This window comes from Clostridium sp. DSM 17811, assembly GCF_018861905.1.
In the GTDB taxonomy this organism is placed as follows: domain Bacteria; phylum Bacillota; class Clostridia; order Clostridiales; family Clostridiaceae; genus Clostridium_AD; species Clostridium_AD frigoriphilum.
Genome location: NZ_JAHLDU010000004.1, coordinates 18621 through 43909, shown reverse-complemented (window position 1 = coordinate 43909; position 25289 = coordinate 18621). Strand labels below are relative to the sequence as shown.

General features: G+C 29.4%; 22 protein-coding genes. 4 read left to right on the top strand and 18 right to left on the bottom strand.

Annotation, left to right across the window (positions count from 1 at the left end):
- The first annotated feature begins 82 nt into the window (after positions 1 to 82).
- Entirely contained in the window at positions 83 to 2308 is a 2226-nt protein-coding gene (locus KPL44_RS07080) for a HelD family protein (protein WP_216248212.1), read from the top strand.
- Positions 2309 to 2357: 49 nt separating this feature from the next.
- On the opposite strand, the gene KPL44_RS07075 is transcribed toward KPL44_RS07080, so the two are convergent.
- The gene (locus tag KPL44_RS07075; protein ID WP_216248210.1) at positions 2358 to 2507 is read right to left on the bottom strand and encodes a CD1375 family protein; all 150 of its coding nucleotides are present in this window, start codon (positions 2505 to 2507) and stop codon (positions 2358 to 2360) included.
- Positions 2508 to 2936: 429 nt separating this feature from the next.
- On the opposite strand from KPL44_RS07075, the gene KPL44_RS07070 reads away from it, so the two are divergent.
- A complete protein-coding gene (locus tag KPL44_RS07070) occupies positions 2937 to 3143 on the top strand; it encodes a DUF6440 family protein (protein WP_216248208.1) in 207 nt (68 codons plus the stop codon).
- Between the two features lie 178 nt (positions 3144 to 3321).
- On the opposite strand, the gene sigG is transcribed toward KPL44_RS07070, so the two are convergent.
- The 10 genes from sigG to KPL44_RS07020 all read right to left on the bottom strand — a co-directional run bounded on the left by sigG (position 3322) and on the right by KPL44_RS07020 (position 12988).
- Positions 3322 to 4095 carry an RNA polymerase sporulation sigma factor SigG gene (sigG, locus tag KPL44_RS07065; RefSeq protein ID WP_216248207.1) on the bottom strand — a complete coding sequence of 258 codons (774 nt, stop codon included), beginning with the start codon at positions 4093 to 4095 and terminating at the stop codon, positions 3322 to 3324.
- A gap of 417 nt (positions 4096 to 4512) precedes the next feature.
- Positions 4513 to 5811: a hypothetical protein gene (locus KPL44_RS07060; RefSeq protein ID WP_216248205.1), complete on the bottom strand. Its 1299-nt coding sequence runs from the start codon at positions 5809 to 5811 to the stop codon at positions 4513 to 4515.
- Between the two features lie 140 nt (positions 5812 to 5951).
- A complete protein-coding gene (locus KPL44_RS07055; RefSeq protein WP_216248203.1) occupies positions 5952 to 6191 on the bottom strand; it encodes an FtsX-like permease family protein in 240 nt (79 codons plus the stop codon).
- Positions 6192 to 6297: 106 nt separating this feature from the next.
- A complete protein-coding gene (locus KPL44_RS07050; protein WP_216248201.1) occupies positions 6298 to 6801 on the bottom strand; it encodes an ABC transporter ATP-binding protein in 504 nt (167 codons plus the stop codon).
- Between the two features lie 228 nt (positions 6802 to 7029).
- Positions 7030 to 7185, bottom strand: a complete 156-nt coding sequence (locus KPL44_RS07045; RefSeq protein ID WP_216248199.1) for a hypothetical protein — start codon at positions 7183 to 7185, stop codon at positions 7030 to 7032.
- On the bottom strand, positions 7185 to 7544 hold the full coding sequence (locus KPL44_RS07040; protein ID WP_216248198.1) for a hypothetical protein: 360 nt from the start codon (positions 7542 to 7544) through the stop codon (positions 7185 to 7187). Before KPL44_RS07040 ends, KPL44_RS07045 begins: the two co-directional genes overlap by 1 nt.
- A 364-nt stretch (positions 7545 to 7908) precedes the next feature.
- Positions 7909 to 8727: a sporulation transcription factor Spo0A gene (gene spo0A, locus KPL44_RS07035; RefSeq protein WP_216248196.1), complete on the bottom strand. Its 819-nt coding sequence runs from the start codon at positions 8725 to 8727 to the stop codon at positions 7909 to 7911.
- A gap of 340 nt (positions 8728 to 9067) precedes the next feature.
- On the bottom strand, positions 9068 to 10258 hold the full coding sequence (locus tag KPL44_RS07030) for a pyridoxal phosphate-dependent aminotransferase (RefSeq protein WP_216248193.1): 1191 nt from the start codon (positions 10256 to 10258) through the stop codon (positions 9068 to 9070).
- A gap of 112 nt (positions 10259 to 10370) precedes the next feature.
- A complete protein-coding gene (locus KPL44_RS07025) occupies positions 10371 to 11207 on the bottom strand; it encodes a sugar phosphate isomerase/epimerase family protein (protein WP_216248191.1) in 837 nt (278 codons plus the stop codon).
- 233 nt (positions 11208 to 11440) lie between these two features.
- Positions 11441 to 12988, bottom strand: coding sequence for an MFS transporter (locus tag KPL44_RS07020; protein ID WP_216248190.1), 1548 nt, complete (start codon positions 12986 to 12988; stop codon positions 11441 to 11443).
- Positions 12989 to 13345: 357 nt separating this feature from the next.
- On the opposite strand from KPL44_RS07020, the gene KPL44_RS07015 reads away from it, so the two are divergent.
- On the top strand, positions 13346 to 14467 hold the full coding sequence (locus KPL44_RS07015; protein ID WP_216248188.1) for a glycoside hydrolase family 88/105 protein: 1122 nt from the start codon (positions 13346 to 13348) through the stop codon (positions 14465 to 14467).
- An 83-nt stretch (positions 14468 to 14550) separates the two neighbouring features.
- Here KPL44_RS07015 and KPL44_RS07010 read toward each other — a convergent pair whose 3' ends face one another.
- Entirely contained in the window at positions 14551 to 15165 is a 615-nt protein-coding gene (locus KPL44_RS07010; protein ID WP_216248186.1) for a TetR/AcrR family transcriptional regulator, read from the bottom strand.
- 190 nt (positions 15166 to 15355) lie between these two features.
- Here KPL44_RS07010 and KPL44_RS07005 point away from each other — a divergent pair, with 190 nt between their 5' ends.
- Positions 15356 to 17353: an FAD-dependent oxidoreductase gene (locus tag KPL44_RS07005; RefSeq protein WP_216248184.1), complete on the top strand. Its 1998-nt coding sequence runs from the start codon at positions 15356 to 15358 to the stop codon at positions 17351 to 17353.
- An 82-nt stretch (positions 17354 to 17435) separates the two neighbouring features.
- Here KPL44_RS07005 and rhaA read toward each other — a convergent pair whose 3' ends face one another.
- From rhaA to KPL44_RS06975, 6 genes are all read right to left on the bottom strand, one after another.
- On the bottom strand, positions 17436 to 18692 hold the full coding sequence (gene rhaA, locus KPL44_RS07000) for an L-rhamnose isomerase (RefSeq protein ID WP_216248182.1): 1257 nt from the start codon (positions 18690 to 18692) through the stop codon (positions 17436 to 17438).
- Positions 18693 to 18736: 44 nt separating this feature from the next.
- Positions 18737 to 20146, bottom strand: coding sequence for a rhamnulokinase (gene rhaB, locus KPL44_RS06995; protein ID WP_216248181.1), 1410 nt, complete (start codon positions 20144 to 20146; stop codon positions 18737 to 18739).
- A 145-nt stretch (positions 20147 to 20291) separates the two neighbouring features.
- Positions 20292 to 21290 carry an AraC family transcriptional regulator gene (locus KPL44_RS06990; RefSeq protein WP_216248178.1) on the bottom strand — a complete coding sequence of 333 codons (999 nt, stop codon included), beginning with the start codon at positions 21288 to 21290 and terminating at the stop codon, positions 20292 to 20294.
- Positions 21291 to 21414: 124 nt separating this feature from the next.
- On the bottom strand, positions 21415 to 22701 hold the full coding sequence (locus KPL44_RS06985; protein ID WP_216248176.1) for an MFS transporter: 1287 nt from the start codon (positions 22699 to 22701) through the stop codon (positions 21415 to 21417).
- 18 nt (positions 22702 to 22719) lie between these two features.
- Positions 22720 to 23034 (bottom strand): L-rhamnose mutarotase, encoded by a 315-nt coding sequence (gene rhaM / locus KPL44_RS06980; RefSeq protein WP_216248175.1) that lies wholly within the window; start codon positions 23032 to 23034, stop codon positions 22720 to 22722.
- Positions 23035 to 23435: 401 nt separating this feature from the next.
- Entirely contained in the window at positions 23436 to 25187 is a 1752-nt protein-coding gene (locus KPL44_RS06975) for a methyl-accepting chemotaxis protein (RefSeq protein ID WP_216248174.1), read from the bottom strand.
- Positions 25188 to 25289 lie beyond the last annotated feature (102 nt).

Here is a 25289-nt window from a genome sequence, read left to right as displayed (position 1 = left end):
ACTTTATAACTCACTTTTAGTATATCACATAACAAACGCAAATGTCAATGGTTTTTATAAAAATAAATAGGAGCGTGGCAAAATGAGTAATTATAAGCTAATTAACAAAGAAGAAACACTATATCTTGATGATACACTTAACTTTCTAAAAAAAGAACTTGCAAAAGATGAATATGATATAAACTTTAGAAAAAGAGACCTCATTACTTCAAGAAGAGATATGTGGCAAGAATCTGCTCATTCTTCAAATGATTTTGATAAAATTCCAGAGATGCTTCAACATCTTTCAGATGTTGATAGTCAAAATTATAGCTACGAAAAAACACTTAAACACATAAAAAAATATACACAGATTTTAAACTCACCGTATTTTGGAAGATTTGATTTTAAAGAAAATGGTTATGACGATACAGATAAAATTTATATTGGTCTTTATAATTTAATAGATAAGGATACCAGTTCAATTTTAATATATGATTGGCGCTCACCTATTTCAAGTATGTTTTATCAATGTGAAATCGGCAAAGGCTCATATATAGCGCCCTTCTCAATAATTTCAGGTGATGTTATTATGAAAAGACAATATAAAATTAAGGACTCGAAACTTCAATATTTTTTTGATAGTAGTGTAACAATTAATGATGAAATTCTGCAAGAAGTTTTGAGCCATAACTCTTCATCAACAATGAAAAATATAGTTGAAACCATCCAAAAGCAGCAGGATATAATTATTCGCGATACTGAAAACGAACTTTTAATTGTGCAAGGCGTGGCTGGAAGTGGTAAAACTTCTATAGCACTACATAGAATTGCATATTTGCTTTATGTTGGTATGGGATCAAAATTACATTCTAATAATATTATTATAATTTCTCCAAGTTCTGTATTTAGTAAATATATTTCCGGGGTTTTACCAGAACTCGGTGAAGATAACGTAGAAGAAACTACTTTTGACAATATTATAATTGATTTCTTAGATAATAGATTTATATTTGAAAGTAGGAAAGAGCAACTTGAATCTTTGATTATTAATAATAATCAATCCATAAATATAAAAATGGAGAACACTAAATTTAAAGGCTCAAAAACTTTTGTTATAATTTTAGATAGACTAATCAATTATTATGAACATAATTTGACTAATTTTGAAGACTTATATTATGATGGCAAAATTATTGAAACAAAGCAACAGCTAAATAATCTTTTCCTAAACGGTAAAATGGATATGCCAATATCAAAACGACTTAAAAGAATTGAAAGTATGATGCTTAATAAAATTCACCCTTTAAGAAAATCAAGGCTTCAAAAGATTCAAAAGATTGTTCTAAATGGAACTAACCACCAGTTAGAGATAAAATCTTTTAGCAGATTATTGGCAATTAAAGAAGCTAAAGTATTAATGAGCCATATTCACAAGTACACGCAGGTTGATTATGCAAATTTGTATAAATTACTTTTCAATAAATCCGGCCTTTTTTTTAAACTTTCCAAAGGGTTAGAACTACCAAAAGAAATTAAACAAATGATATTAAAAACCGCTGAAAGCCTCCATAAAGGCCATATTGATTATGAGGATTGTGCACCCCTTTTATATATTAAACTTAAGCTTAATGGTAATCGGGAATTTCCAGATATACAGCAGGTTGTCATTGATGAGGCTCAAGATTATTATCCCCTTCAATATGAAGTTTTTAATCTTCTATTTGCTAGAGCTAAATTTACAATATTAGGTGACTTTAATCAAACTCTTGAAAAGCACGGTAATAAATTTATTTATGATGATCTAGAAAACATTCTTAATAAGAAACAAAGTCTAAAACTTTCCATGAATAAAAGCTTTAGATCCTCAATTGAAATTAATTCATTTACTCAAAAAATATTAAATAGCAAAGAAGAGTTTGTTTCATTTGATAGGCATGAAGATGAACCAATAATTGTATTCAAAGATAATGAGAAGTCTATTTATGAAGCTATCATACTAGATATTCACAAATACGAAAGTCTTGGTTATGAATCTATTGCAGTTATTTGTAAAACGCAGCAAGAAGCACTTATAATTGAAAAAGAATTAATTAGTTTAGATAACATTAAATTATTAAATATAGATGACACTGAAATTATAAAGGGCACCGTAGTTATTCCGTCCTATATATCAAAAGGTCTAGAATTTGATGTAGTACTAGTTTTCAATGTTTCTAAAAACAATTATAATAGTGAATTCGATAGGAATCTTTTATATGTTGCTTGCACAAGAGCACTCCATCAACTTGTTATTTATTATACCGGAGAAAAAAGTGATTTTTTTTAAATTATAATAAAAAAATAGATAAAGGCTATTTAAAGTCTTTATCTATTTACTATTTATATTTCTCATTGGTATCCGCCTTGCCATTTTTGTTCAATGTTAATGTCGCCAAATTTGTCATAACATCATCTCTAAACTGATCTGGTACTTTCTGAATTGTTCTTAAGCCTGCTTTCACAAGTCTGTAATACATATCAACCATTTTTATTTCTCCTTTCACTATTAAGTTTTTGGCCCTTGAATATGAAACATCTATTAAAGTTATATTATCTTAACTTGATTTTTTATTAATTAGATAAATATTTAAAAGTATTTTCAAAAACGTTTTCACTAGTATATTACTCATATAACTATATCCGATGTTCTATATAATATTATTTACAAAATTCATTAATTTATACATTTATTACAATTATTTTTTGTTATTACTTTCTTTTTAGGGGACTTGTAAAAAACACCAATATATGATTAATGCATATATTAATATTAATAGAATACAGATATATCTGTATTCTATTAAATATTCCTCAAATCAAATAAATAAAACATAGCTAAATAAAGATTTATGAATGACTAATTATGTATTTGGCAATAACTGTATAATATGAGTTCTTAAATATAGGAGGGGAAAATGTTTAATAAAAATAATAATGAGAGTCAAAATAAAATGCCTAAAACAATATATGATCATGAATATGAAATATCCGTACGTTGCAAATCAATTGTAAATACAGGTTTAATAACAAATTATTTTATAAATATAGAAGGTTATAATGGAGACATTACTGTATTGTTAGATAAGGACGGTAATTCTATGTTATCACAAATAAAATTATAAGACAGCACAAAATCAAATTTTTTATAACATTAAGATAGTATGATTTTCAATAGAAATAATATAAAAAGCACCTATAGAAAAACACAGTTAAATCATGTTTCCCTGTAAGTGCTAATTTAATTAAATACCTTTTAACATTTCTAAACCACAAGTATAAAATGATCCTAGTAGAGGGACCCTAAACATACTTTTTCATATGTTTTAGTGCAGTCTTTTCTAGTCTTGACACTTGTGCTTGAGAAATACCTATTTCATCAGCTACTTCCATTTGGGTTTTCCCATCAAAAAATCTTAAATTTAATATTAATTTTTCTCTATCTTTTAATTTATTCATTCCATCCTTAATTGATATGTTTTCAAGCCAACTATCATCTAAGTTTTTAGTGTCTTTTATTTGGTCCATTACATAAATTTCATCTCCACCATCATGGTATATTGGTTGAAACAAAGATACAGGGTCTTGTATAGCATCTAAAGCAAATACCACATCCTCCCTTGGTAATTCTAGCTCCTTCGCAATTTGTTCTACAGTAGGCTCTTTATTGTTCTCATTTACCAATCTGTCCCTAACTTGCAATGCTCTGTATGCAATATCCCGAAGTGACCTACTAACTCTTACAGAGTTATTATCTCTTAAATATCTTCTTATTTCCCCTATAATCATAGGAACCGCATATGTTGAAAACCTAACATTTAGACTTAAATTAAAATTATCAATAGATTTCATTAAACCAATGCAGCCAACTTGAAATAGATCATCTACATTTTCTCCTCGATTATTAAAACGCTTTATTACACTTAAAACCAATCTTAAATTTCCTTCAATAAATACATCTCTACACTCAGGCTCGCCATTTTGTATCCTATACAATAACTCCTTCATTTCTTTTTCTTTTAATTTTGGTAATTTTGAAGTATTTACCCCACATATCTCTACTTTATTAAATATCATAAGGTCATCATTCCCTTCAATGTAATTGCTTTTAAATTATGTCCTTAAGATTTATTTATTATACTAAAGACAACCCTACAATATTTTTTAAATTTTCCCTTAAACACTTTAATTTTTTTCCCACAGCTATTCATGCCTTTAATTTGAGTACTTGTAGCAGTTTTTATAAATATTTAATACCTCTTATTACTAATAATAAAAAATAGCCATTCTCTTAAAGAGAACAGCTATTAACTATCGCGTACTTTATTCCTACGCTATACTATATGATATGCACAGAATTTTTAAAAATTCCATAATTAAAATATTCATTATATTTCTTACCTTACAAGATGTGGTAAAATCAGCTTTACAACTCCTTCAATAACACCAATTTCTTTTTCTGAGCATTTATTAATTAAAAAATGCAAATCAGGTTCATTTTTGTTTTTCTAAATTATGAATTAATCTTTTTACATACATCTTATTATAAACTAAATAAAACACTATTTGAAAGCAAAAATATATAAGACTAATTATAAGAGAATACATTAGAGTAACCATCTGACCTCCTTGTTTAACTGGCAAGTTGTAACTATAAAAAGCTGATACAAAAATTGATAATATATACGGCACAAAAAATAACACTTTTAACTCTTTTGAAATAAGTCTAGCTACCTCGTTGTCAGTGATTCCTATTTTATATAGTTTTTTATATTTTATCTTTTCATTATCATACTCTGTCAAAAGTTTAAAATGCAACATTACCACTGACGATAGGAAAAAAAGTATCCCGACAAAACTACACAAAAACAATGAATACGCCCCTGATTGCTTCTCATCCAAATAATCAGCTATTCTTGATGCTGGTTTAAACCATTTAATATCATCATTTATATTTTCAAAATAAGTTTTATTTTTTCTGTTATGTGTCTCCAAATTGCTTTTTAGCTCATCTAAAACCTCTTTAGTTTTATACCAATCCTTAAAATTCATAAGCTTAATTTTACCTACCTCTTCTTTTTTAGAAGCAGTTTTTATGTTTTGGAAGTCATTATTATTAAGGATAACATAATGCCCATTACTCAGTATTGGAATGTTGTTAAATAGTACTTTCGTAATTTTCCCTCCAGGTTTATATGTATTATTAGTACCCTTTATTGGTATAACAAGACTACTAATTGCAGTAGTGTCATGTTCATACCCATCGTCTTTCACTATTTGGAATAGTGATATAAAACATCCTTTTTCAACTTTTAACTGTGTTCCCAAATTCGTATTCATATTTTCATCAGATAATATTGTTATGTATGGTTTTGATATAAAATCTATTGTTTTTAAAGAAGTCAATGCAGTCTTAGACTTATTTAAAATATTATCAAGTTGAGGAACTGTGATCTTGTTTTTTTCAAAAATCTCTGCATATCCTATGTCATATGGATTGTACGCAGTGGATATTCTCTTAGAATCCGATATTAATATTACTGCTATAGTACTCATAAATATTGTCATGCTAACAAACAAAGTTATTATAAAGAGGATTTTCTTTGATTGACCCAAAGTGTGTTTCATATTAGCTATAAATAAAATGTTTTTATAACTCTTATAGTGAAAATAATTAGTTACCTTCGAAAAAAGCCAAGCCATACTAGAAATCAAAAGGTAAATCCCTAAAAAACATCCTGCCAAACTTCGTAATGATACTGATGAATTTTCCACGCTGTTATTAATTATCATATCACAGCAAGCTATTACTATTAGGATAATTCCAATTACACTCCAGATTGGACTATTTAGAAAGTTGTTATCTTGTTTTCTAGTGGATTTTAAAAGATTTATTATCTCATACCTAAAAGATTCTATAAGTCCTTTTATTATTACAAGTAAGTAAATAGCTGTGAAGAAAAAATTGCAATTAAACCATTTTCTATAATCATCATTCTCTGTATATTCTTATTTGTCATGCCTAACACCATAAAAAGTCCAAATTCTTTTTTTCTAAATTTGATAAAAGAATTCTGAGCATAAAATATAAAAAATGCCGAAAAAAGCATAACCATTACTCCAGGAGCTACCATATTACCTGTAATAGAATAATTAATATTAGACGGATTCATAAACTTTTTGTTTGTATAAATTGTAGCATATGTAAAGAAAACCATTATTGAAAAGCTGTTGCATAAAAAAAACAGCAAATATCTTCTCAAATTAGCTTTAAAAATTTTAAAAACTATCTGGATTATTTATTATAGCTCTGCTTATAGCTGTTCTTTGTTGTTGACCCCCAGAAACAGTATATGGATATTTTTCCATAATGTCTTCTATATTAAACATCGCCATAACTTCATCTGTCTTACTTTGAATATCTTCTGGTTCTTTATCATCTAGTATCATCGGTAACATGACATTTTCTTTTAGTGTAAGGCTATCTAATAAATTAAATTCTTGAAAAACAAAACCCAAATGTCGACGTCTAAAGAGAGCTAATTCATCTTTTGTCATTACATTTATATTTTGCCCTGAGATTTCGATATCACCAGATGTAAGTTTATCTATCCCACTTAGAATATTTAAGAGCGTTGTCTTTCCACTACCAGAGGGTCCCATTATTGCAACAAATTCACCATTTTCGATTGTAAGACAAATACCATTAAGAGCTTTCGTAGAATTTGATTTACCCAATCCTTTGTAAATTTTCACTACATTACTCGCGTTTAAAACTGACACTTCTATCTCCCCCTAATATCAATCACTTCAACCTTTTATAATTATTTATTTAATTATACCATTTTTTACTTAAATTGTAATGACAGATTTCCCCTCATTCTTTGTTTTTGGATCAAATATAAAACAATAAGTGTAATATATGTACTAGATTTTATACCATAAATAGACCTCCCTATTTATGGTATAAAATATCCAATAAATAGAAAGGTCTATAACTTTTAAATGTCCTTAGTTTTCTTTTTTAAGTTCTTTCTCTTCCGCTACTGCCTCTTTCATTTTCATAGCCACCCATGTAGAAATTTTCATACCTTTCATTTTTGCATACTTGCAAAATTCTTCATATACTATTGGATCAACAGTTATATTTTGTCTATGAGCCACCATTAACAATTAGACTCACATGGATATATATAATTAGCCGCTGTACGAACTTCAATTTCATCAGGGTCACTACTATCATCATCTGGAAGTACAAACACTAATTTCCTTACAATCGTACCACATTCATCTCTACATTCATTTTCTTTACACACTACTGTAATAAAACCTCTAAATGCGAGTATTCTGTGGCAATTGTCATATATTATAACTGCAACAGCTACTTTTTTATCAAAACATACATTGTTTACTCTTATTCTTACAGTTAGTAATCTAGCACCATGTTTCTCCATATCTACTGGGTCTGCATTAATAACACTACATAATTCACATGAACACTTACTACAATTTTCAATTTTACCCATTTAATAAAACTCCTTTTTATATATAAATTTAAACTAAGACACTACTTACTAATACTGATCTCGTCATCAAGAATTTTATAGCTACATATATCACTATAATATATTTTCAACATAAGACTTATACGTTGATATATGTTCTACTAAATCAGATTAATAGTTTGAATTGCCTTCATTATAAATTTAAAAGTTTAATTAATGGGTTTGCATAGAACATAAATAATGTATATTCTACACTACTAATGTATTCATAATAAGTCTAAATGTGAATGAAAATGACAATCATAAAGAAATTAATTTTTTAAATTAAAATAGACCTCCTCTATTTATATTCATAAATAGAAAAAGTCTATTGGTATAACTAAGACTAGCTAACCCTATTTTGTAATCTTAACTTATCAGCAACCATCGCTATAAATTCAGAGTTAGTTGGTTTGCCTTTTTCATTATTAATTGTATAACCAAAAAGATTGGTTATGGTTTCTACTTGCTCTCTACTCCATGCAACTTCTATTGCATGTCTTATTGCTCTTTCTACTCTACTCGCAGTAGTATTAAATTTTTCGCCTACTAATGGATATAATTCTTTTGTAACTGATGATAAAAGATCAATATCATTCACTACCATGTTTATTGCTTCGCGTACAAACATATAACCTTTTAAATTAGCCGGTATTCCAATCTCATGAATAATGCTTGTTATTTGACCAATCATATCGACTTCAACCGGCTTACTTCTATTGGTTTTGATTTCATCGTTATCAACATAAGAAATCGTTTTCGGTATTTCATCATTATATATATTTTCATTTAGCGTTTGTCTTATTCTATTAGCGAATACTTCCATATCAAAAGGTTTTATAACATAATAATCTGCTCCAAGTGATATAGCTCTTTGGGTAATTTTTTCATGACCAACTGCTGATAACATTATTATACGAGGCCTTGGCTGGATCTCCATTGTATTTAGCCTCTCTAAAACTCCTAGTCCATCAAGAATCGGCATAATTATATCAAGTACTACTAGATCAGGTTTCTTTTCCTCAATCAATTTTATTGCTTCTATTCCATTTTGTGCAATGCCAGTAACAACTATATCCTTTTGCGTTAGTAAGTAATCATTAAGAATATTACAGAATTCCTTGTTATCATCAACAATAATTATATTTATTTTTTTCTCTTCCATGTTCGTAATCTCCTTTACATATCAATTATACATCCTAATAATTATAAATTCTACAATTATTTGGTAAATCCTTTTATTTTAAAAAAATATTAAAAAATATTAAAAAATATTACCGAATTAAGTAATATAGATAGTGACTCTTTCTATTTCTTATGTTATTTCTACATTTATAATATAATTAGTTATATATTAACATATAACTAATTATATTGCCACACAGCAAATTGTATTTTATAAATTCATAATAAAATCTCAATTTGATACATTATGTATGCAAACTGAGATTTCTATTTCTTATTATATATAATTTAAAAATAAAAACAATAATTTTAAAATTATACTATTTAAGATTGTATGATTTTGCTAGTTTTTCAAAAGCTGGTAATGAATTTTTTATTTTCTCATAATCAATACAGTATGATAACCTTGCATGCCCTGAACATTCAAAAGCAGATCCCGCTACTAATAATAGGTTGAATTCTTTTGCATCCTCGCAGAACTTTTTATCATCCTTTATTGGTGTCCTAATAAATAAATAAAATGCTCCTTGTGGTTTTACGCATTTAAATCCTATTTTTGTAAGATAGTTATATAATAAATCTCTATTTTTTTGGTATATATTAACATCAACTTCGGCCTCAAGGCAATTTGCAATAACTCTCTGGAAAAGTGATGGCGCATTTACAAATCCTAGAATTCTATTTGCAACATTAAGAGATATCATTATATCATCAAAACAGTCCATCTTTGTATTTGCAACTACGTAGCCTATTCTTTCCCCAGGCAGTGATAATGATTTACTGTAGGAATATCCAATAAATGAATTTGTATAATATTTCAAAATATATGGAACAACAACATTATCATAAACTATTTCTCTATAAGGCTCATCGGATATAAGATATATGCTTGTACCTAACTCATCCTGTTTTTGATTCATTAAATCTGATAAGTCTTGTATAACCTTTTCGCAGTATACGACACCCGTTGGATTATTGGGTGAGTTTATAATAATTGCTTTTGTTTTACTATTTATTTTATCTTTTAAACTCTCCATATTAGGTTCAAAAGTATCAATATCTGTAGAAACGACAACAAGTTTACCATCAAAATTATTTACATAGTTTCTGTATTCACCAAAAAATGGTGCAAAAACAATAACTTCATCTTCTGGATTAAGTAATGTTTTCAATAAAATATTTAATCCTCCGGCTGCCCCACAAGTCATAACTATATTATTGTATGAAATATCTATATTGTGCTTTTTATTTAAAAATTCAGCAATTTTTCCTCTAACATCTTCATATCCAGAATTATTCATATAACCGTGGACAAGTTTAGGCGCTATTTCATTTAATATTTTATTAATTTCAACTTTAATATTTTCAGGTGGAAGAGCATTTGGATTACCTAAGCTATAGTCAAAAACATTTTCTTCACCATAAATATCAGATAATCTTTTACCTTCCTCAAACATAGCTCTTATTATAGAACTGTTAGCAACTAAATCTTTCATCTTACTCGATATCATTTTAGGTCTCCTTTTATTATATAATAAAATATATTAATAACCCCACTAATTCATGTCTAACTTAAATAGTTTGAATTATTAGTTTATATTATAACATAAATGTTAATTACACTCATATTTTTTTATATAATTCCTCTATATATTTAATACTCGAATCTAAATCTGTTGGAACTGTGTCCTCAAGTATTATATCAATGTATGGCTTTCTTTCTTTTATTAAAGATAATAATAATGGATAGTTAAATTTTCCACTACCAATCGAGACTTGTTTTACTTTTCCATCATCGTATACAAAATCTTTAGCATGGATGATTGCTATTTTATCACCAAATAATTCGAATGATTTCTTTATTATCTCATCTTGTTTATCGAAATTTGTCTCATCTATAAAATTAATAGGATCAAATATAATTTGTAGGTTATTAGAATTAACACAATCTATTGCTCTCTTTAGCCTTTCCGGTGTGTTCATCACATGTTTTGTGACTCCCTCAACTCCAACTACAACTCCAAACTTTTCTGCTTCTTTTACAAGTATTTTTATTGAACTTAGAGACCTCTTAAATGCCTCTTCTGTATTGTTATCTTTTGTATAAACATACTCTCTATTAAGTGCTCCTGTTTCTGTCCCAACTATATTACATCCTAAATATTTTGCAAAACGTATATGTTCTTTGAAATTCTCTAATAGTTCATTAAGTTCATTATCATCTGGATTTGCTAAATTTATATAACATCCGAGTATACTTATATTCAAATTATGTTTTGTAAGTATTTGCTTAATATGCTCAGCCATTCCTGGTGTCATGCTTCCACTCATAATTTTAAATTCAGTTATTATTTTTTTAGGTACAAATTGAATACTTTTAAGATTTTTACCTTCCAATATTTCTGCTAATTCCTCTAATTTGTATTGTCCTATATCATGTCCGCGAATTCCAATTCTCATAACCTAATCCACTCCCTAAATAAATTTTATTATCTGTAAATCATACTTGTTGTTTTCCTAAAACTTGTATAGCATTAATATACAACATCAATATTAGTCTTTCACCTTTAAATTTTTCCTTTAATTTTAATGAATATTATAAAAAAAACTACCCTTTTAGAAATTTTTCCTAATTTAAGGTAGCTCTTTTTATATACTAACATACTAACTATTTATCAATAAATACTAATTTATTACATACTTGCTTGTTTATCTTTAGCTTTACATTTTTTCCAATTCTTATATCCTACAGGATTATTTCCCCATAGCTTCTCATAATCCCATCCTGTTAATTCTTCTACAGTTTTGCGAGTTTCATCATCAACATCAGCCTTTGATCCGCCCGTCTTTAATCTTTTTACTTCTTTCTTTAATATATCATGAGATTCCCTTGTTACTGTAAATTTAAATGATGCTATAATACCTATAATAAGGAATATAATAGGTGCTGCTATTAATATAACCACCATTATATTTAAAGCTTCTTGTGGCTGCGTTTTTACTCCAGATACAAAGTGTGCCTCTTCTAATGCAACTCCTACTAAAAAAATAGCAAGTGCCTGAGAAGCTTTTCTAAGGAAACACATAAATCCTGCAAAAACTCCCTCACGTCTATCCCCAGATACTATTTCGTCTACATCCGGAACAAAAGTATAGTTATTCCAAGGCACAAAATTTATTCCACCACGTCCTAGTCCAGCAATACAAGATACAGCATATAAAGCTATAATACTTGTTGGAATAGTCTTGTACACAATCAAATATCCTATAATGCTTATTATAAAAATTGAAGATACTACTCTAAATGCAGCTCCTGGATTTAATTTAAGTGTTAAATATGTTGCTATACCAACACCTGCTATTTGGAATATATACATTACTGCAATTAAATTTGATGCCATTATAACATTTTGAAATAATGCAAAAACTACAAAATAAGTGAATACTGCATTAAATGTGTCTTGTGCTAAGTACCCCCCAATATACATACCCAAATGGGCTCTGAAAGTTCTAATTCTAAGTGTTGTTACCAAATCTACATATATCTTTTGTACATTTTGCATAAATGTTAATTTTTCTTTAACCTCACTCGCCTCTGCAGCCTCTATCTCTGCAAGTGGTCTTTCCCATGTAAATAGGTAGACAAGGATTAATACAATAACAAATATTACAGTAAAAATCATAGCTGCATACAAGAATGACTTAGGTGATTCTTTTCCTAATAAATTTATAAGTCTTCCTGGTATAAATGCTGCTAAGAATGCAGAAAACTGAGCTATGTACATTCTTGCACTAGTAAGTTTAGCCCTTACTTTAAAATCTGATGTCATTTCTGCAGCTAGCGTATCATATGGTATAAGTATCATAGTATACACTAACTCAAATGCTATATAAGTTGCAAGATAGTAAAAATAAGTGAATCCACTAATCCAAATAGTTGTGTAAACTCCTACGAGAGGTATTGCAAGTAACAAGAAGAATTTCCGTCTTCCAAACCTCCTTCCTAATTTAGTCTTATGGAAATTGTCTGTTATAAATCCCATTGTAGGACTTGCTACCGCATCGACAACGCGAGCCAATGCAAATATTGAGGCAGCTTGAATTGGCGATAAGCCACAAAATGTAGTATAAAAATATAATAACCATGCAGATGTTAAAGCAAATGCCCCCGCTCCTATAAAATCATTCATTCCATATGAAAAATAATTTATAAATCTTATTTTCCCGTCTTTTTTACTCATATTTTTCCCCTCCTGATATATCTTTTGTATTTAACCGTTAACGTTTACGTAAATTAACGTTAACGTTTACTCAAACTTTTATATTGATATTACTCCACATGCAACATAAAGTCAACATATTTTATGTGTGTTATATTTGTAAGTGTTGGTATCTTGTTTGTTTGTACCTATGTTAACTGCCAAAGTCTGTTATCCATTCTTTATCAGCCACTAATAACTATACTATGCACCTAAATCACTATATTTTATGTTTTCTTTGTTTTGTTTTGTTTATGTGTATATTTATTGTCTTTAGTAATGTATAATTTGTATATAGCGTAAAATTAATTATAAACTATAATATAGTGAGGTGGTATTATGAAATTAACAGAAAAAGAAATACGTATTAAACTGGATCTAGTTGTTAATAAACTAATTAACCTAGATAGTCCAACCGTTGAAAAAAAGTTACCTAAAGAAGGCGGCGAATCAATAGGTTTATTTCCTAGAGATTTTGGTATTCAAGAATGGGATTGGCCACAAGGTGTAGGTCTATATGGTTTATTAAAATTAGATAAACACGACAAGAGTGATAAGTATTTAGACTTTTTAACTAATTGGTATAAAACTAATATAGAAATAGGATTACCTTCTAAAAACATCAATACTACGGCACCATTGCTAACCCTTGTAAATCTATGCGAAGTTATTAATAATCCCGAATATGAAAACCTTTGCTTAACATGGGCTGACTGGCTCATAAATTGCCTTCCAAGAACTAAAGAAGGTGCTTTCCAACATGTAACTAGTGCAAATGGTGATAGGCAAGCAGTAAGGTTAAATGAAAGTGAGATGTGGATAGATACCATATTTATGACCGTCTTATTTTTAAATAAAATGGGGCAAAAATATAACAGGAAGGATTGGGTTGATGAATCAATTAATCAAATGCTTGTTCATATAAAATATTTATATGATAAAAAATCTGGTCTATTCTATCACGGTTGGAGTTTTAATGAAAACAGTAATTTTGGTGAAGTTTTTTGGTGCAGAGGTAATTCATGGTTTACTTTTGGAATTTTAGACTATATCGAGGCATTTGAAGGCACAATGAATCCAGGGATCAAGAAATTTTTACTTGATACTTTTAAAGCTCAAGTAAATACCTTAGTTAAATATCAAGCAAAGTCCGGTTTATGGCATACAGTTATAGACGATGTTACTAGTTATGAGGAAGTTTCTGGCTCTGCAGCTATAGTTACTGGTATTTTAACTGGAATACGCCTAGGAATACTTGATGACTCATTTAAACCATATGCTGAGAAAACAATAAAAGCATTATGTAACAACATAGAAAAAGATGGTACTGTATTAAAAGTATCCGGTGGAACTGGCATGGGATATAATGTAGATCATTATAAGAATATAATTATAGCTCCAATGGCTTATGGACAATCATTAACTATAATGGCTCTTGTGGAAGCACTTAACCATCTATAAACCATAATTAATAAACAATAATTCTGCAAATAATTAAATAGAGTGTTGTTGATAGCTAATAGGTAGTTTAAAATAACTACCTATTAGCTATTCTTTTGTTTAATACTATTTTCATATTTAAATATAATTATAAAACGCTTCATATATTCATTCATTGCTTCTAAAAGGTCAAATTTTCCATCATAAAGACACCAATTATATACAACCCCTCTCGCAGCTATAAATAAATATTCAGTAATACTTTCTTTAGACATCTCATTACTAAGCTCATTTTTTTCTTGCCCTCTTTCTATAATAATATTCAGTAGATTTTGCATATCCCTACCTTTAGTTATAAATAACTTATTATTTGAGTTATACAATAATTTCATTGTGTCAATTCCAACTTGAACATTATACTTTGCATAATAATCAAAATACTTAATAATTTCATTTGTAGCGTTATCGCAATATATATTATTGGCAACTTCCTTAATAAAATATTCATCTGCCCGCTTATATATTTCTATAAGAATTTCATTTTTAGATTCAAAACAATTATAAAAAGAACCTACAGAAACTCCGGCTTTTTTACATATATCTTGTATTTTAATATTTTTATAACCTTTCTTGTCCATAAGGTCAATTGCACTTTTATATATTTTGTTTTTAGTGTTAAGTGCTTGTAGTTGTCTGTTGTTTAACTTTTCTTCATCCATAATAAATCTCCTAACTATAATCTTTTTCTAAGTAAATTATAGGTTATTAATATGGTTTGTCAACTTTGTTTATAAGTTTAAGTTTTATAATTGTATTGACATAAATATAACATATTTATATAATGAACCTATTCAGTGAGTTTGTTCGTTGAATAAATTCACTAGACTTTATTTCATAGGGGGTATTATTTTGAAAAAAAAGTATGAAATTCTTTTTCAGCCAATGAAAATAGGTAAATTAGAAATTAAAAACAGATTTGTTATGGCACCAATGGGTCCTGGTGGGTTATGTGACGCCGATGGAACTTATAATGAACGTGGAGTAGAGTATTACGTTGAGAGGGCTAAAGGCGGTACCGGTTTAATTATTACCGGAGTAACTATGGTTGAAAATGACATTGAAAAGTGTGCTTTACCATCAATGCCTTGTCCAACACTTAATCCTTTGAACTTTGTTAAAACAGGAAAAATTATGACTGAAAGAGTACATGCTTATGGGGCAAAAATGTTTTTGCAGTTGTCAGCTGGATTTGGAAGAGTAAGTATACCTTCAATTGTAGGCAAAACCGCAGTAGCACCGTCACCGATTCCTCATAGATGGCTTGATGGAGTTACCTGTAGAGCCTTAACTATAGAAGAAATAAAAACTTATATTAAAAAATTTGCGCAGTCAGCTGTTATAGCTAAAAAAGCTGGTTTTGACGGTATTGAAATTCATGCCGTACATGAAGGTTATTTACTTGATCAATTTGCAATTTCATTTTTTAATAATAGAACAGATGAGTATGGTGGAAGTTTAAGAAATAGACTAAGATTTGCTATAGAAGTTGTACAAGCGATAAAAGAAGCATGTGGACAGGATTATCCAGTTTCACTACGTTATAGCATTAAAAGTTTTATTAAAGATTGGAGGCAAGGTGGCCTTCCTGGTGAAGATTTCGAGGAAAAAGGTAGAGATATAGAAGAAGGAATTGAGGCAGCTAAAATTCTTGAAGAAGCTGGTTATGATGCTTTTAATGGAGATGTAGGTTCTTATGATTCTTGGTATTGGAGTCATCCACCAATGTATCAGAAAAAAGGGATGTATTTAGAGTACAATGAAATACTAAAAAAAGTACTTAAAGTTCCTGTAATTACTGCTGGTAGAATGGAAGACCCTGAACTTGCAAGTGAATCTATCCTACAAGGAAAAACAGACATGATTGCGCTTGGAAGACCTCTTCTTGCAGATGCTGAAATACCTAATAAGATAATGGCTGATAAATTTGATAAGGTGAGACCTTGTTTATCATGCCAAGAAGGTTGTATGGGAAGGCTCGCTACTTATGCCACCGTATCTTGCGCTGTAAACCCGGCTTGCGGAAGAGAAAATGAATACGGCATAGCTTCTGCTAGAAAAAGTAAAAAAGTGGTCATCATTGGTGGCGGAGTGGCTGGTTGTGAAGCAGCTAGAGTCTGTACTCTAAGGGGGCATAAAGTTACTTTGCTTGAAAAAAGCGATAGACTAGGTGGAAATATTATAGCTGGAGGAGTTCCAGATTTTAAGGACGATGACAGAGCCCTTGCTAAATGGTATACAAATGAATTAAAAGATTTAGAAGTAGATATACAATTTAATACAGAAGCTACTAAAGAAATCATTACTAATTTAAAATCTGATGTTGTAATTGTTGCTACTGGTTCAACTCCTAGAATTCTTAATATTGATAATTCGAGTAAAGTTTATAGCGCCGAAGATGTTCTTCTCGGAAGAAAAGATGCTGGTAATAATGTAGTAATTATTGGTGGCGGGCTAGTAGGTTGCGAGGCTGCTTTATGGTTAGTAGATCAAGGCAAAAAAGTTACGATTGTTGAAATGCAAAGTGACATCTTAAAAGTAGGTGGCCCTTTGTGCCATGCAAATGAGGATATGCTTCGCGATTTAGTTAATTTCAAGAAAATAGATCTTAAATTTAATACAATGGTAGCAAGTGCTACTAATGAAGGCTTCATACTAAAATCAGGCGAAAAAGAAGAAGCTATAAAAGCAGATTGCGCAATTGTTGCAATTGGCTATAACTCACAAAAGAGTTTATACGATGAACTAAAGTTTAAAGTACCAGAGGTTCATCTGCTAGGAGACGCAAGACAAGTTCAGAATATTATGTACGCAATCTGGGATGCATATGAAGTATCAAGAAACATTTAAACAAATTACATTTAGAAAAGGGTCAGCATTTGCTGGCCCTTTTCTAAGTTCACTCATAATTTATATTTTATACTTAATCCAATTAACTTCTTTTACTTAATTCAGTCTTTTCATAATCTTTAACATCATCAAGCCATTTTTCTGCTACTGGAACATTATTCTTTTCACAATAGTAATTCCAGATATCACCCATTGGGTAAGTTTTGAACTCTTCCATTAAAGCTAATCTTTCAGTAAAGTTTCCTTGGTCTTGTAAATCTTTTAACTTCTCATTAGGTGTTAGCATTGCACTTAGTAATGATTTTATCATGTTTCTTGATCCTATTGTCCATGCTGCTATTCTATTTATACTAGCATCAAAGAAATCAAGTCCAATAATTACTCTATCTAATGCATCATTTCTTACAATTTCTTTAGAAAGTTCTTTAATTTCATCATCAAATAGTATAACATGATCAGAATCCCATCTTACTGGTCTACTTACATGAAGTGCAACTTTATCATTAAATAACAGCATTGCAGATAATTTATCTGAAACAACCTCTGTTGGATGATAATGTCCTGTATCCATTAATGACATTATGTTGTTTCTTGCTGCATAACTTATATAAAATTCACTTGAACCTACAGTATAAGCTTCTGCTCCAAGACCAAATACCTTTGATTCAACGCAATCAAGATTATATTTTTTATCTATTTTTTGTGTAAATATTTCATCTAAAGAATCTTTAAGTCGTTTTCTAGGTCCCATTCTATCACTTGGAATATCTTTATATCCATCTGGAATCCAAATATTTGTTAAACAAGTTTGTCCAAGCTCCTTACCAAAATATTCTCCTATTAATCTCGATGCCTTGCAATGTCTTATCCAAAAGTCTCTTATTTCTTTATCTGGACTTGATAGAGTTAAACCATCTGCAGCTTTGGGATGTGAAAATATTGTTGGGTTAAAATCAAGACCTAAACCGTTTTTCTTTGCCCAATCTACCCATCTTTTAAAATGTTCTGGTTTTAACTGGTCTCTTTCAACTACTTCTCCATCAGTTTCAGCATATATAGCATGTAAATTAACCTTATGTTTTCCTGGAATTAAGCTTAGAGCTTTATCTAAATCTTTTCTTAATTCTTCTCCATTTCTAGCTTTCCCTGGATAATTACCTGTTGCAGCTATACCACCTGATAATGCATTCTGAGTTTTTTCAAAACCAGTTACATCATCTCCTTGCCAACAATGAATTGATATTTTCACCCTGCTCAGTTCTTCTAAGATCTTATCTACATCTAGTCCCCATTTTTCATATTCTTTTTTAGACATCTCATACTTTTCTTTAATGTTCATTTATATTTGCCTCCCTTATAATTCGTATACTCAATTATAGATACTTAAACGTCATCTGGTTTAAATGTAATAATATTAAATGATTCTTTAATAGCTCCCCTTGCCTCGCCTAAATCTTTAAAAATGTTATAACTTAAGAGCTGAGCTACGATATTTCCTATTGCAGTTGCTTCAACCGGTCCAGCTAAGACCTCTTTCCCAGTAACCCTGGCAACTAACTCATTTAAAAAATTATTTTGACATCCTCCACCAAAAATATTTATTCTCTTGAATTTTTTCTCAAATATTTCTTCAATGTTTGCTACAGCCTTCTTATAACAATGAGCTAAACTATTATATACACACATTGCTATTTCACCAACATCGCCAGGAACTTTTTGATCCGTCTCAAAGCAATAATCCTTTATTTCCTTTATCATGTTTTCTGGTTTTAAGAACCTATCATCATTAACATCTACTATTGATGTAAAATCTGATTTTGCTCTTGCCAAATCTACCAGCTTCGCAAAAGAATATTTATTTTCAAGATTCCTTGAAACCTCTTGGATTACCCAAAGTCCCATAATATTTTTCAAAAATCTAAATCTGTAATCTATACCACCTTCATTAGTAAAATTGTATTCCATAGTTTGTGGTACACATAATGGAAATCTATTTTCAAGGCCAATTAATGACCATGTACCCGAGCTTAAATAAAGACTATCACTATCATTACATACTGATGATATAAATGCTGAACCAGTATCATGAGTTGCAGGAAGTACAACCTCCATATCAAATCCAAATTCGTCAATTAACTCGTCACGTAACCCACCAATTTTAGTTTTAGGTAATTTTATTTCTTGGAATATGTCTTTCTTAATACCTAAATCATCCAAGATCTTTGGATCCCATGTCCTGTCAAAAGAATTTACTAATTGAGTAGTTGTTGCATTAGTATACTCATTAACTTTTTTACCAGTAAGCAAGAAATTAAGATAATCTGGAATCATTAAGAAGGTTTTTGCTTTTTCTAAGATTTCAGGTTTATTTTTCTTTATGGAAAGTAGTTGATATATAGTATTAAACCTTTGAAACTGGATGCCTGTATATAAATACATCATATCTTTTGGGATAATCTTAAACACTTCTTCCATAATACCTTCAGTTCTATCATCCCTATACGATACTGCATTTCCTATAATCTCATCCTTTTTATCTAGAAGCACAAAATCTACAGCCCAAGTATCTATTCCAACACTCTTTGGAGTTTTTCCAAGTTCAACACATTTTTTAATTCCTATTTTTATGTTTTCAAATAATTTATCAATATCCCAACAATATTCATCAGAAACTTTACTAATTCCATTTTCAAATCTATAAATCTCTTCTAATTTCAATTTTCCATTCTCAACTGAGCCTAATATATGCCTTCCACTTGAAGCACCAATATCAATGGCTAGATAATATTCCATAACTTACCTCCAATCTTTTGCAAACGTCTACTTCTCGTATAACTTTGTCTATAGCTAATATTTTAGTTTAATAGTCTAATTAATCCTATGTCCTATAAAGAGAATCTTACTGTCCTAATAAGTAATCAAACTATTACATTATTTTCTACTTTTTTCGATATTCATCAGGGGTAACGCCTACTTGATCCTTAAATTGCCTATAAAAGTAACTCACGTTTGAATAACCAACTTCAGTAATTACTTCAATTACTGGCATCTTTGTGTTATGCAATAGATATTCTGCTTCTTTAATTTTTTTTTCTTTTACAAGTTCCGTTAAAGTTTTTCCTATAATTTTCTTAACTAATTTACCTATATAATCAGGATTATAACTAAAATGGTCTGCCATGCTTTTTAATGTTATAACCTTATAATTACTGTTAATGTAGTTTAAAATTTCTGTAGATATTGTAGAATCAATTTTAGAAACCATTTCACTAGATAAATATTTTTTATAATCCCTTAACATTTCATTAAATAATAACATCATATAAGCACGGATAGCAGTTTCCATTCCATTTTTTTTATCATAGTATTCCATAAGTATCTGAATCATAAAATTACAAACTTTATCGTTTTCGGATGTTTTAAAATGAATGTATTGCTTGAACTTATTTTTACCATATATTGCTTCAACAATAAAATTTGAGATTAAATCATTATCAGCAATTTGACTCATAAAAATCCAATCAAAAAATTCTTTTTTGATTAATACATTAATGGCAATGTCATCAAAACCCGCAGCCTCAATACTATGTTCAACATTCATGTCTAGTAATAAAATTTCTCCCCTTTCTATTACTAATTTTTCTCCTTCAATCACCTGATTTATTTTGCCAGAATATACAAACATCATTTCTAAATAATCATGTTTATGTTTATCAAATTTTATAAACCTATCATGTTTATGGATTGCTATAACTTCTGATTCATTCATAAGTTTTTCATTGTTTATTATCCATAAATTATTTTTAACTTTATTTGAAAAATGTTCTTTAAGTTTAATATCAAGTTCTGTACTTATTTTAGTATTATATAAATCATAAGTTTTTTTTTCTATATCATTTAATTGCTTTAATTTTTTATCAAGATCTTTAATATTCATGTTATCACCATCACTTTTTATTTTATAATTCTTTATTTATTATGGTCTTATGAATTTATTATAACCTTATAAATTTAGTCTTACAATTTAAAGTTGATGGCGGTTATATTACTATGAAAATATATTAACTTATGCTTCCATAACGTTCCTTTTCTATATCATCAAGCGTTCTTCCTGAAGTATTTGGAGCAAATGCAATACCAACTACAGCACTAATAACAAGGAATCCTATCATGCATGCTGCTGCTAATTGGAAACCAAACTTGCTCATAATGGTTGGGATAACAAAACTCCATATACCAAGTGCTATACGAACAACAAAGAACATTACACCTTGAGCAGATGCTCTATATTTTGTTGGAAAAAGCTCACTAGCCCATAATTGATAAAATGGTTGTTGACCAAATCCACATGAAAGTCCATATCCAACAACAAATATTAATAACATGCTAGGTTTCATACTTGACGCTGGTAATAAAAATATTGACCATGCCCCAATTGCCATTATGGCTGATACCGCATAAATACCTCTACGACTTACCTTATCTCCAAGTCTCATAAATACAAAATAAGTACCAATAGCTGTACATGCAAATAAACCTGCTTGAAGTAAGTTAGCAGTTTCTGCTGAAACCTTACCAACTGTTTGATAAATTAATGGCATGAAAAATCCCATTGTACCTGCTGCCAAATTCCAAAATAAATATACACCAAGTAGAAATATTATTGACTTAAAATTTACTGGTCTTAATAAATCTTTAATAGTTACCTTTTTTAGTTGTCCTTTTGCTATAAGTTGTTTTTCTTTTTTCTTTTGATCTAACCAAGATTGTGACTCAGGCAAAGTTCTCCTTATTAACCAAGTTACAAGTGCCACTACAAATAAATGTCCAAAAACTATACGGCTACCAAGAAGCCCTAAATGTCCGAGGGTTACTGATAGAATCATAACAATAACGGGACCTGCCGCCCATGCAAGTTGCGCTGTACCACAATGCTTTGCACGCTCTTTAGCAGGAGCTCCTTCTGCAATAGTTGTCCAAGAAGCTGGAATGTCAGCACCAACTGATAATCCTACAATAATATATCCAGTTAACATCATTCCAAAATTCTGTGAAAAAATAATAAATAACATACCAAACATATAGAATATCATAGAGAAATTATAAACCAATTTACGACCATATTTATCACATATATAACCACCAATTAACGCACCAATAGCTGCTGAAACAGCATTCGAACTTAAAGCACTTAATAATCCAAGTTTCGCATCACTCATATGAAGATACGAAGTCCATAGTGATAAACCCGCAGCTCCAGCAACTATAGAACCTGCATCAATGTAATTTGCCATAGATGCTGAAATAGTGGTTTTCCAAGCTAGTTTATTTTCTTCTTTACTAATCATTTGTTATTCCTCCTTTTTTTAATTTAAATGGAATAATTCTTTTAACTCCATTGAAACTGGGCTATTATCCTCATTTGTTTCCATAACATCTTTCATATAAGCCCACCATTTTTGACAAATCTCGGTTGCATCACTTTTGCTCCATAAAACTTCATCTTCAATTTCTAAATAAGCAATTAGACTATTCGTCTGCGCATCCAAGAAAATAGAATAGTTTTTTGCACCATACTCATGTAACATCTCAACCATCTCAGGCCAAATTTCATCATGACGTCTTTTATACTCAGCATGAAACCCACTAAATACTTTCATTACAATACATTTACGAACCATTTAAAATTCCTCCCTATTTATAACTAACATTACTTGATTTGTTTTATTATACGTTTACATAAATAACATAAAAAAATTGCTTTTACTTTACAATAAATCGGTTTGAAAATCCACTGTAATCAAACTTAAAATATCCAGCTACTTGTATACGGTTACTGTATACGTTTGTAACTAACTAAAGTATAACTACTTAAGCAAAAACATTCATTAACCTTAAAAGTGTTGTTAACTATCAAAATCAGTTTTTATATTCTTTAAACAAATGATAATCTGTAGATACAATTTTATATTAGATTAACCAATTATTGATTGTTAAGCTCGAAGTAATTTAATACAATTAGAAGCAAAAAAAATGAAGCCAATTATGGCTTCATTTTTTTACTACTTACTATAATATTTATTTAAACATTAAACTTATTAGTTACATCTATTAGTTTCTGAGAAGTTTCAGCTTGACTTTGAGCTGAACTTGCTACTTCTCCTATTGCAATTGTTATCTCATTTATACTATTAGATATATCTTCTGTACTAGCAGCAGATTTATCAGTAGTTGCTGATAAATTACCTATTTCATAAGTTACTTTATCTATAACTTCTTTCATTTGTTTTGATGTACTAGCTATTTCACTTGCCATATTATTAATAAAATCTGCATCTTGATCATATTGAACACCAGTAGTCATAAGTAATTGATAACTTGGTTTTACACCGGTTTCAAGGTACTCTAAAACCTCTTGACCACTTCTAGATAAATTATTGAATGCCACTTCAATCTTATTTACCATACTCTGAATATTTTCTACTGCAACAGATGATTGCTCAGCAAGACTTCTTACTTCATCTGCAACTACTGCAAATCCCTTACCCATTTCACCTGCTCTAGCAGCTTCAATAGCAGCATTTAATGCAAGTAAATTTGTTTGCTCAGCTATTGCCCCAATTGAATCTGCCATAACAGTAATATCCTTAACTACTTTTCCATCATCTATTGCCTTTAGTATATTTATACGATTTTTCTCATAAATTTCATTACCTTGCTCTATGTTTTGTGTAGCTTTTACTTTTATTTCAGCTGCTCTTTTCTTAATTTCTACTGCGGATTTAAAACTTTCATTAGCCTTGTTAATTAAGGCCATTGTTGTATTTTCAATTTCCTTTGTTGATGCACTAACTTCTTGCGTTGTAGTACTTAAATCTTGAATCCCAATGGTTATATGATCAGTAGATTCATTGACAATATCCATTTTTGAAGAAACCTCTTCAGATGTTGCGGACAACTCTTCACTAGCAGCACTGATATCACTAGAACTATTAATTATTTCTGATATAAGCAATTTCATATTGTCTTTTGCTTTATTTAGCGCTCTAGCAAGATCCCCTATTTCATCTTTTGAATCAATATCTATGTCCTTATTTAAATCTCCATTTCCCATATCTCCAGCAAAATTAACAACTTTTTTTAGTTGTCTTGAAATAGCTAAAGCTATAAAAAGTCCTAATATAATTGAAAAGACAAATCCCAATACAGTAATTATTATTATTATCATTTTAGACCCATTGAATGTTATATTGTTATCTGAGTAAAATGAATTGGCTTCTTTAACACTACTAGCATTAAGACCATCAATACCCTCAAATAAAGCAGCTCTATCCTTTGATGCCCCTGAGAGTTGACCTGCAGCTGATTTAAAATCTTTTGCTAATCCAAAATCGGTTGCCTTTTTTCCTGAAGCTAAATATCCCTTTGATGAACTTTCAATTTTATCAAGCAAAACTTTATCTTTTTCTTGATCTACTTGACTCTTGTCTACTCTCATCTTCTCATTAGTACTTTTTATTGTTGCAAATAATTTTTCATTTTTTTTAGTTAAACCCTCTATCTCTGTAACAATCTCTTCATCCTCACCTTTATCTTTTCTTTCCTTATAAACCATCTTAATTAACGCTGTTCTAATATCGGAATAATTTTGCCTTAAGGTATTTACTTGTTCTATACTAACTAAATTATAGTCATGTAATAATGTTGCATTTGAATTAATTTTATTCATATTATATAGTCCTAAAAAACCTACACTTCCTATAACTATAGCCAGAAAGATAACTAGTGATAGCAATTTTGTTGATATTTTTAAATTATTAAACATTTTTTTCATATGTAATACCTCCTGATTTATTGATCTTTTAGATTTATTATTATAGTACATTCTTTTCCAATATAACACTCTATAACTTTCACCTTCTTATTATATCGTTCA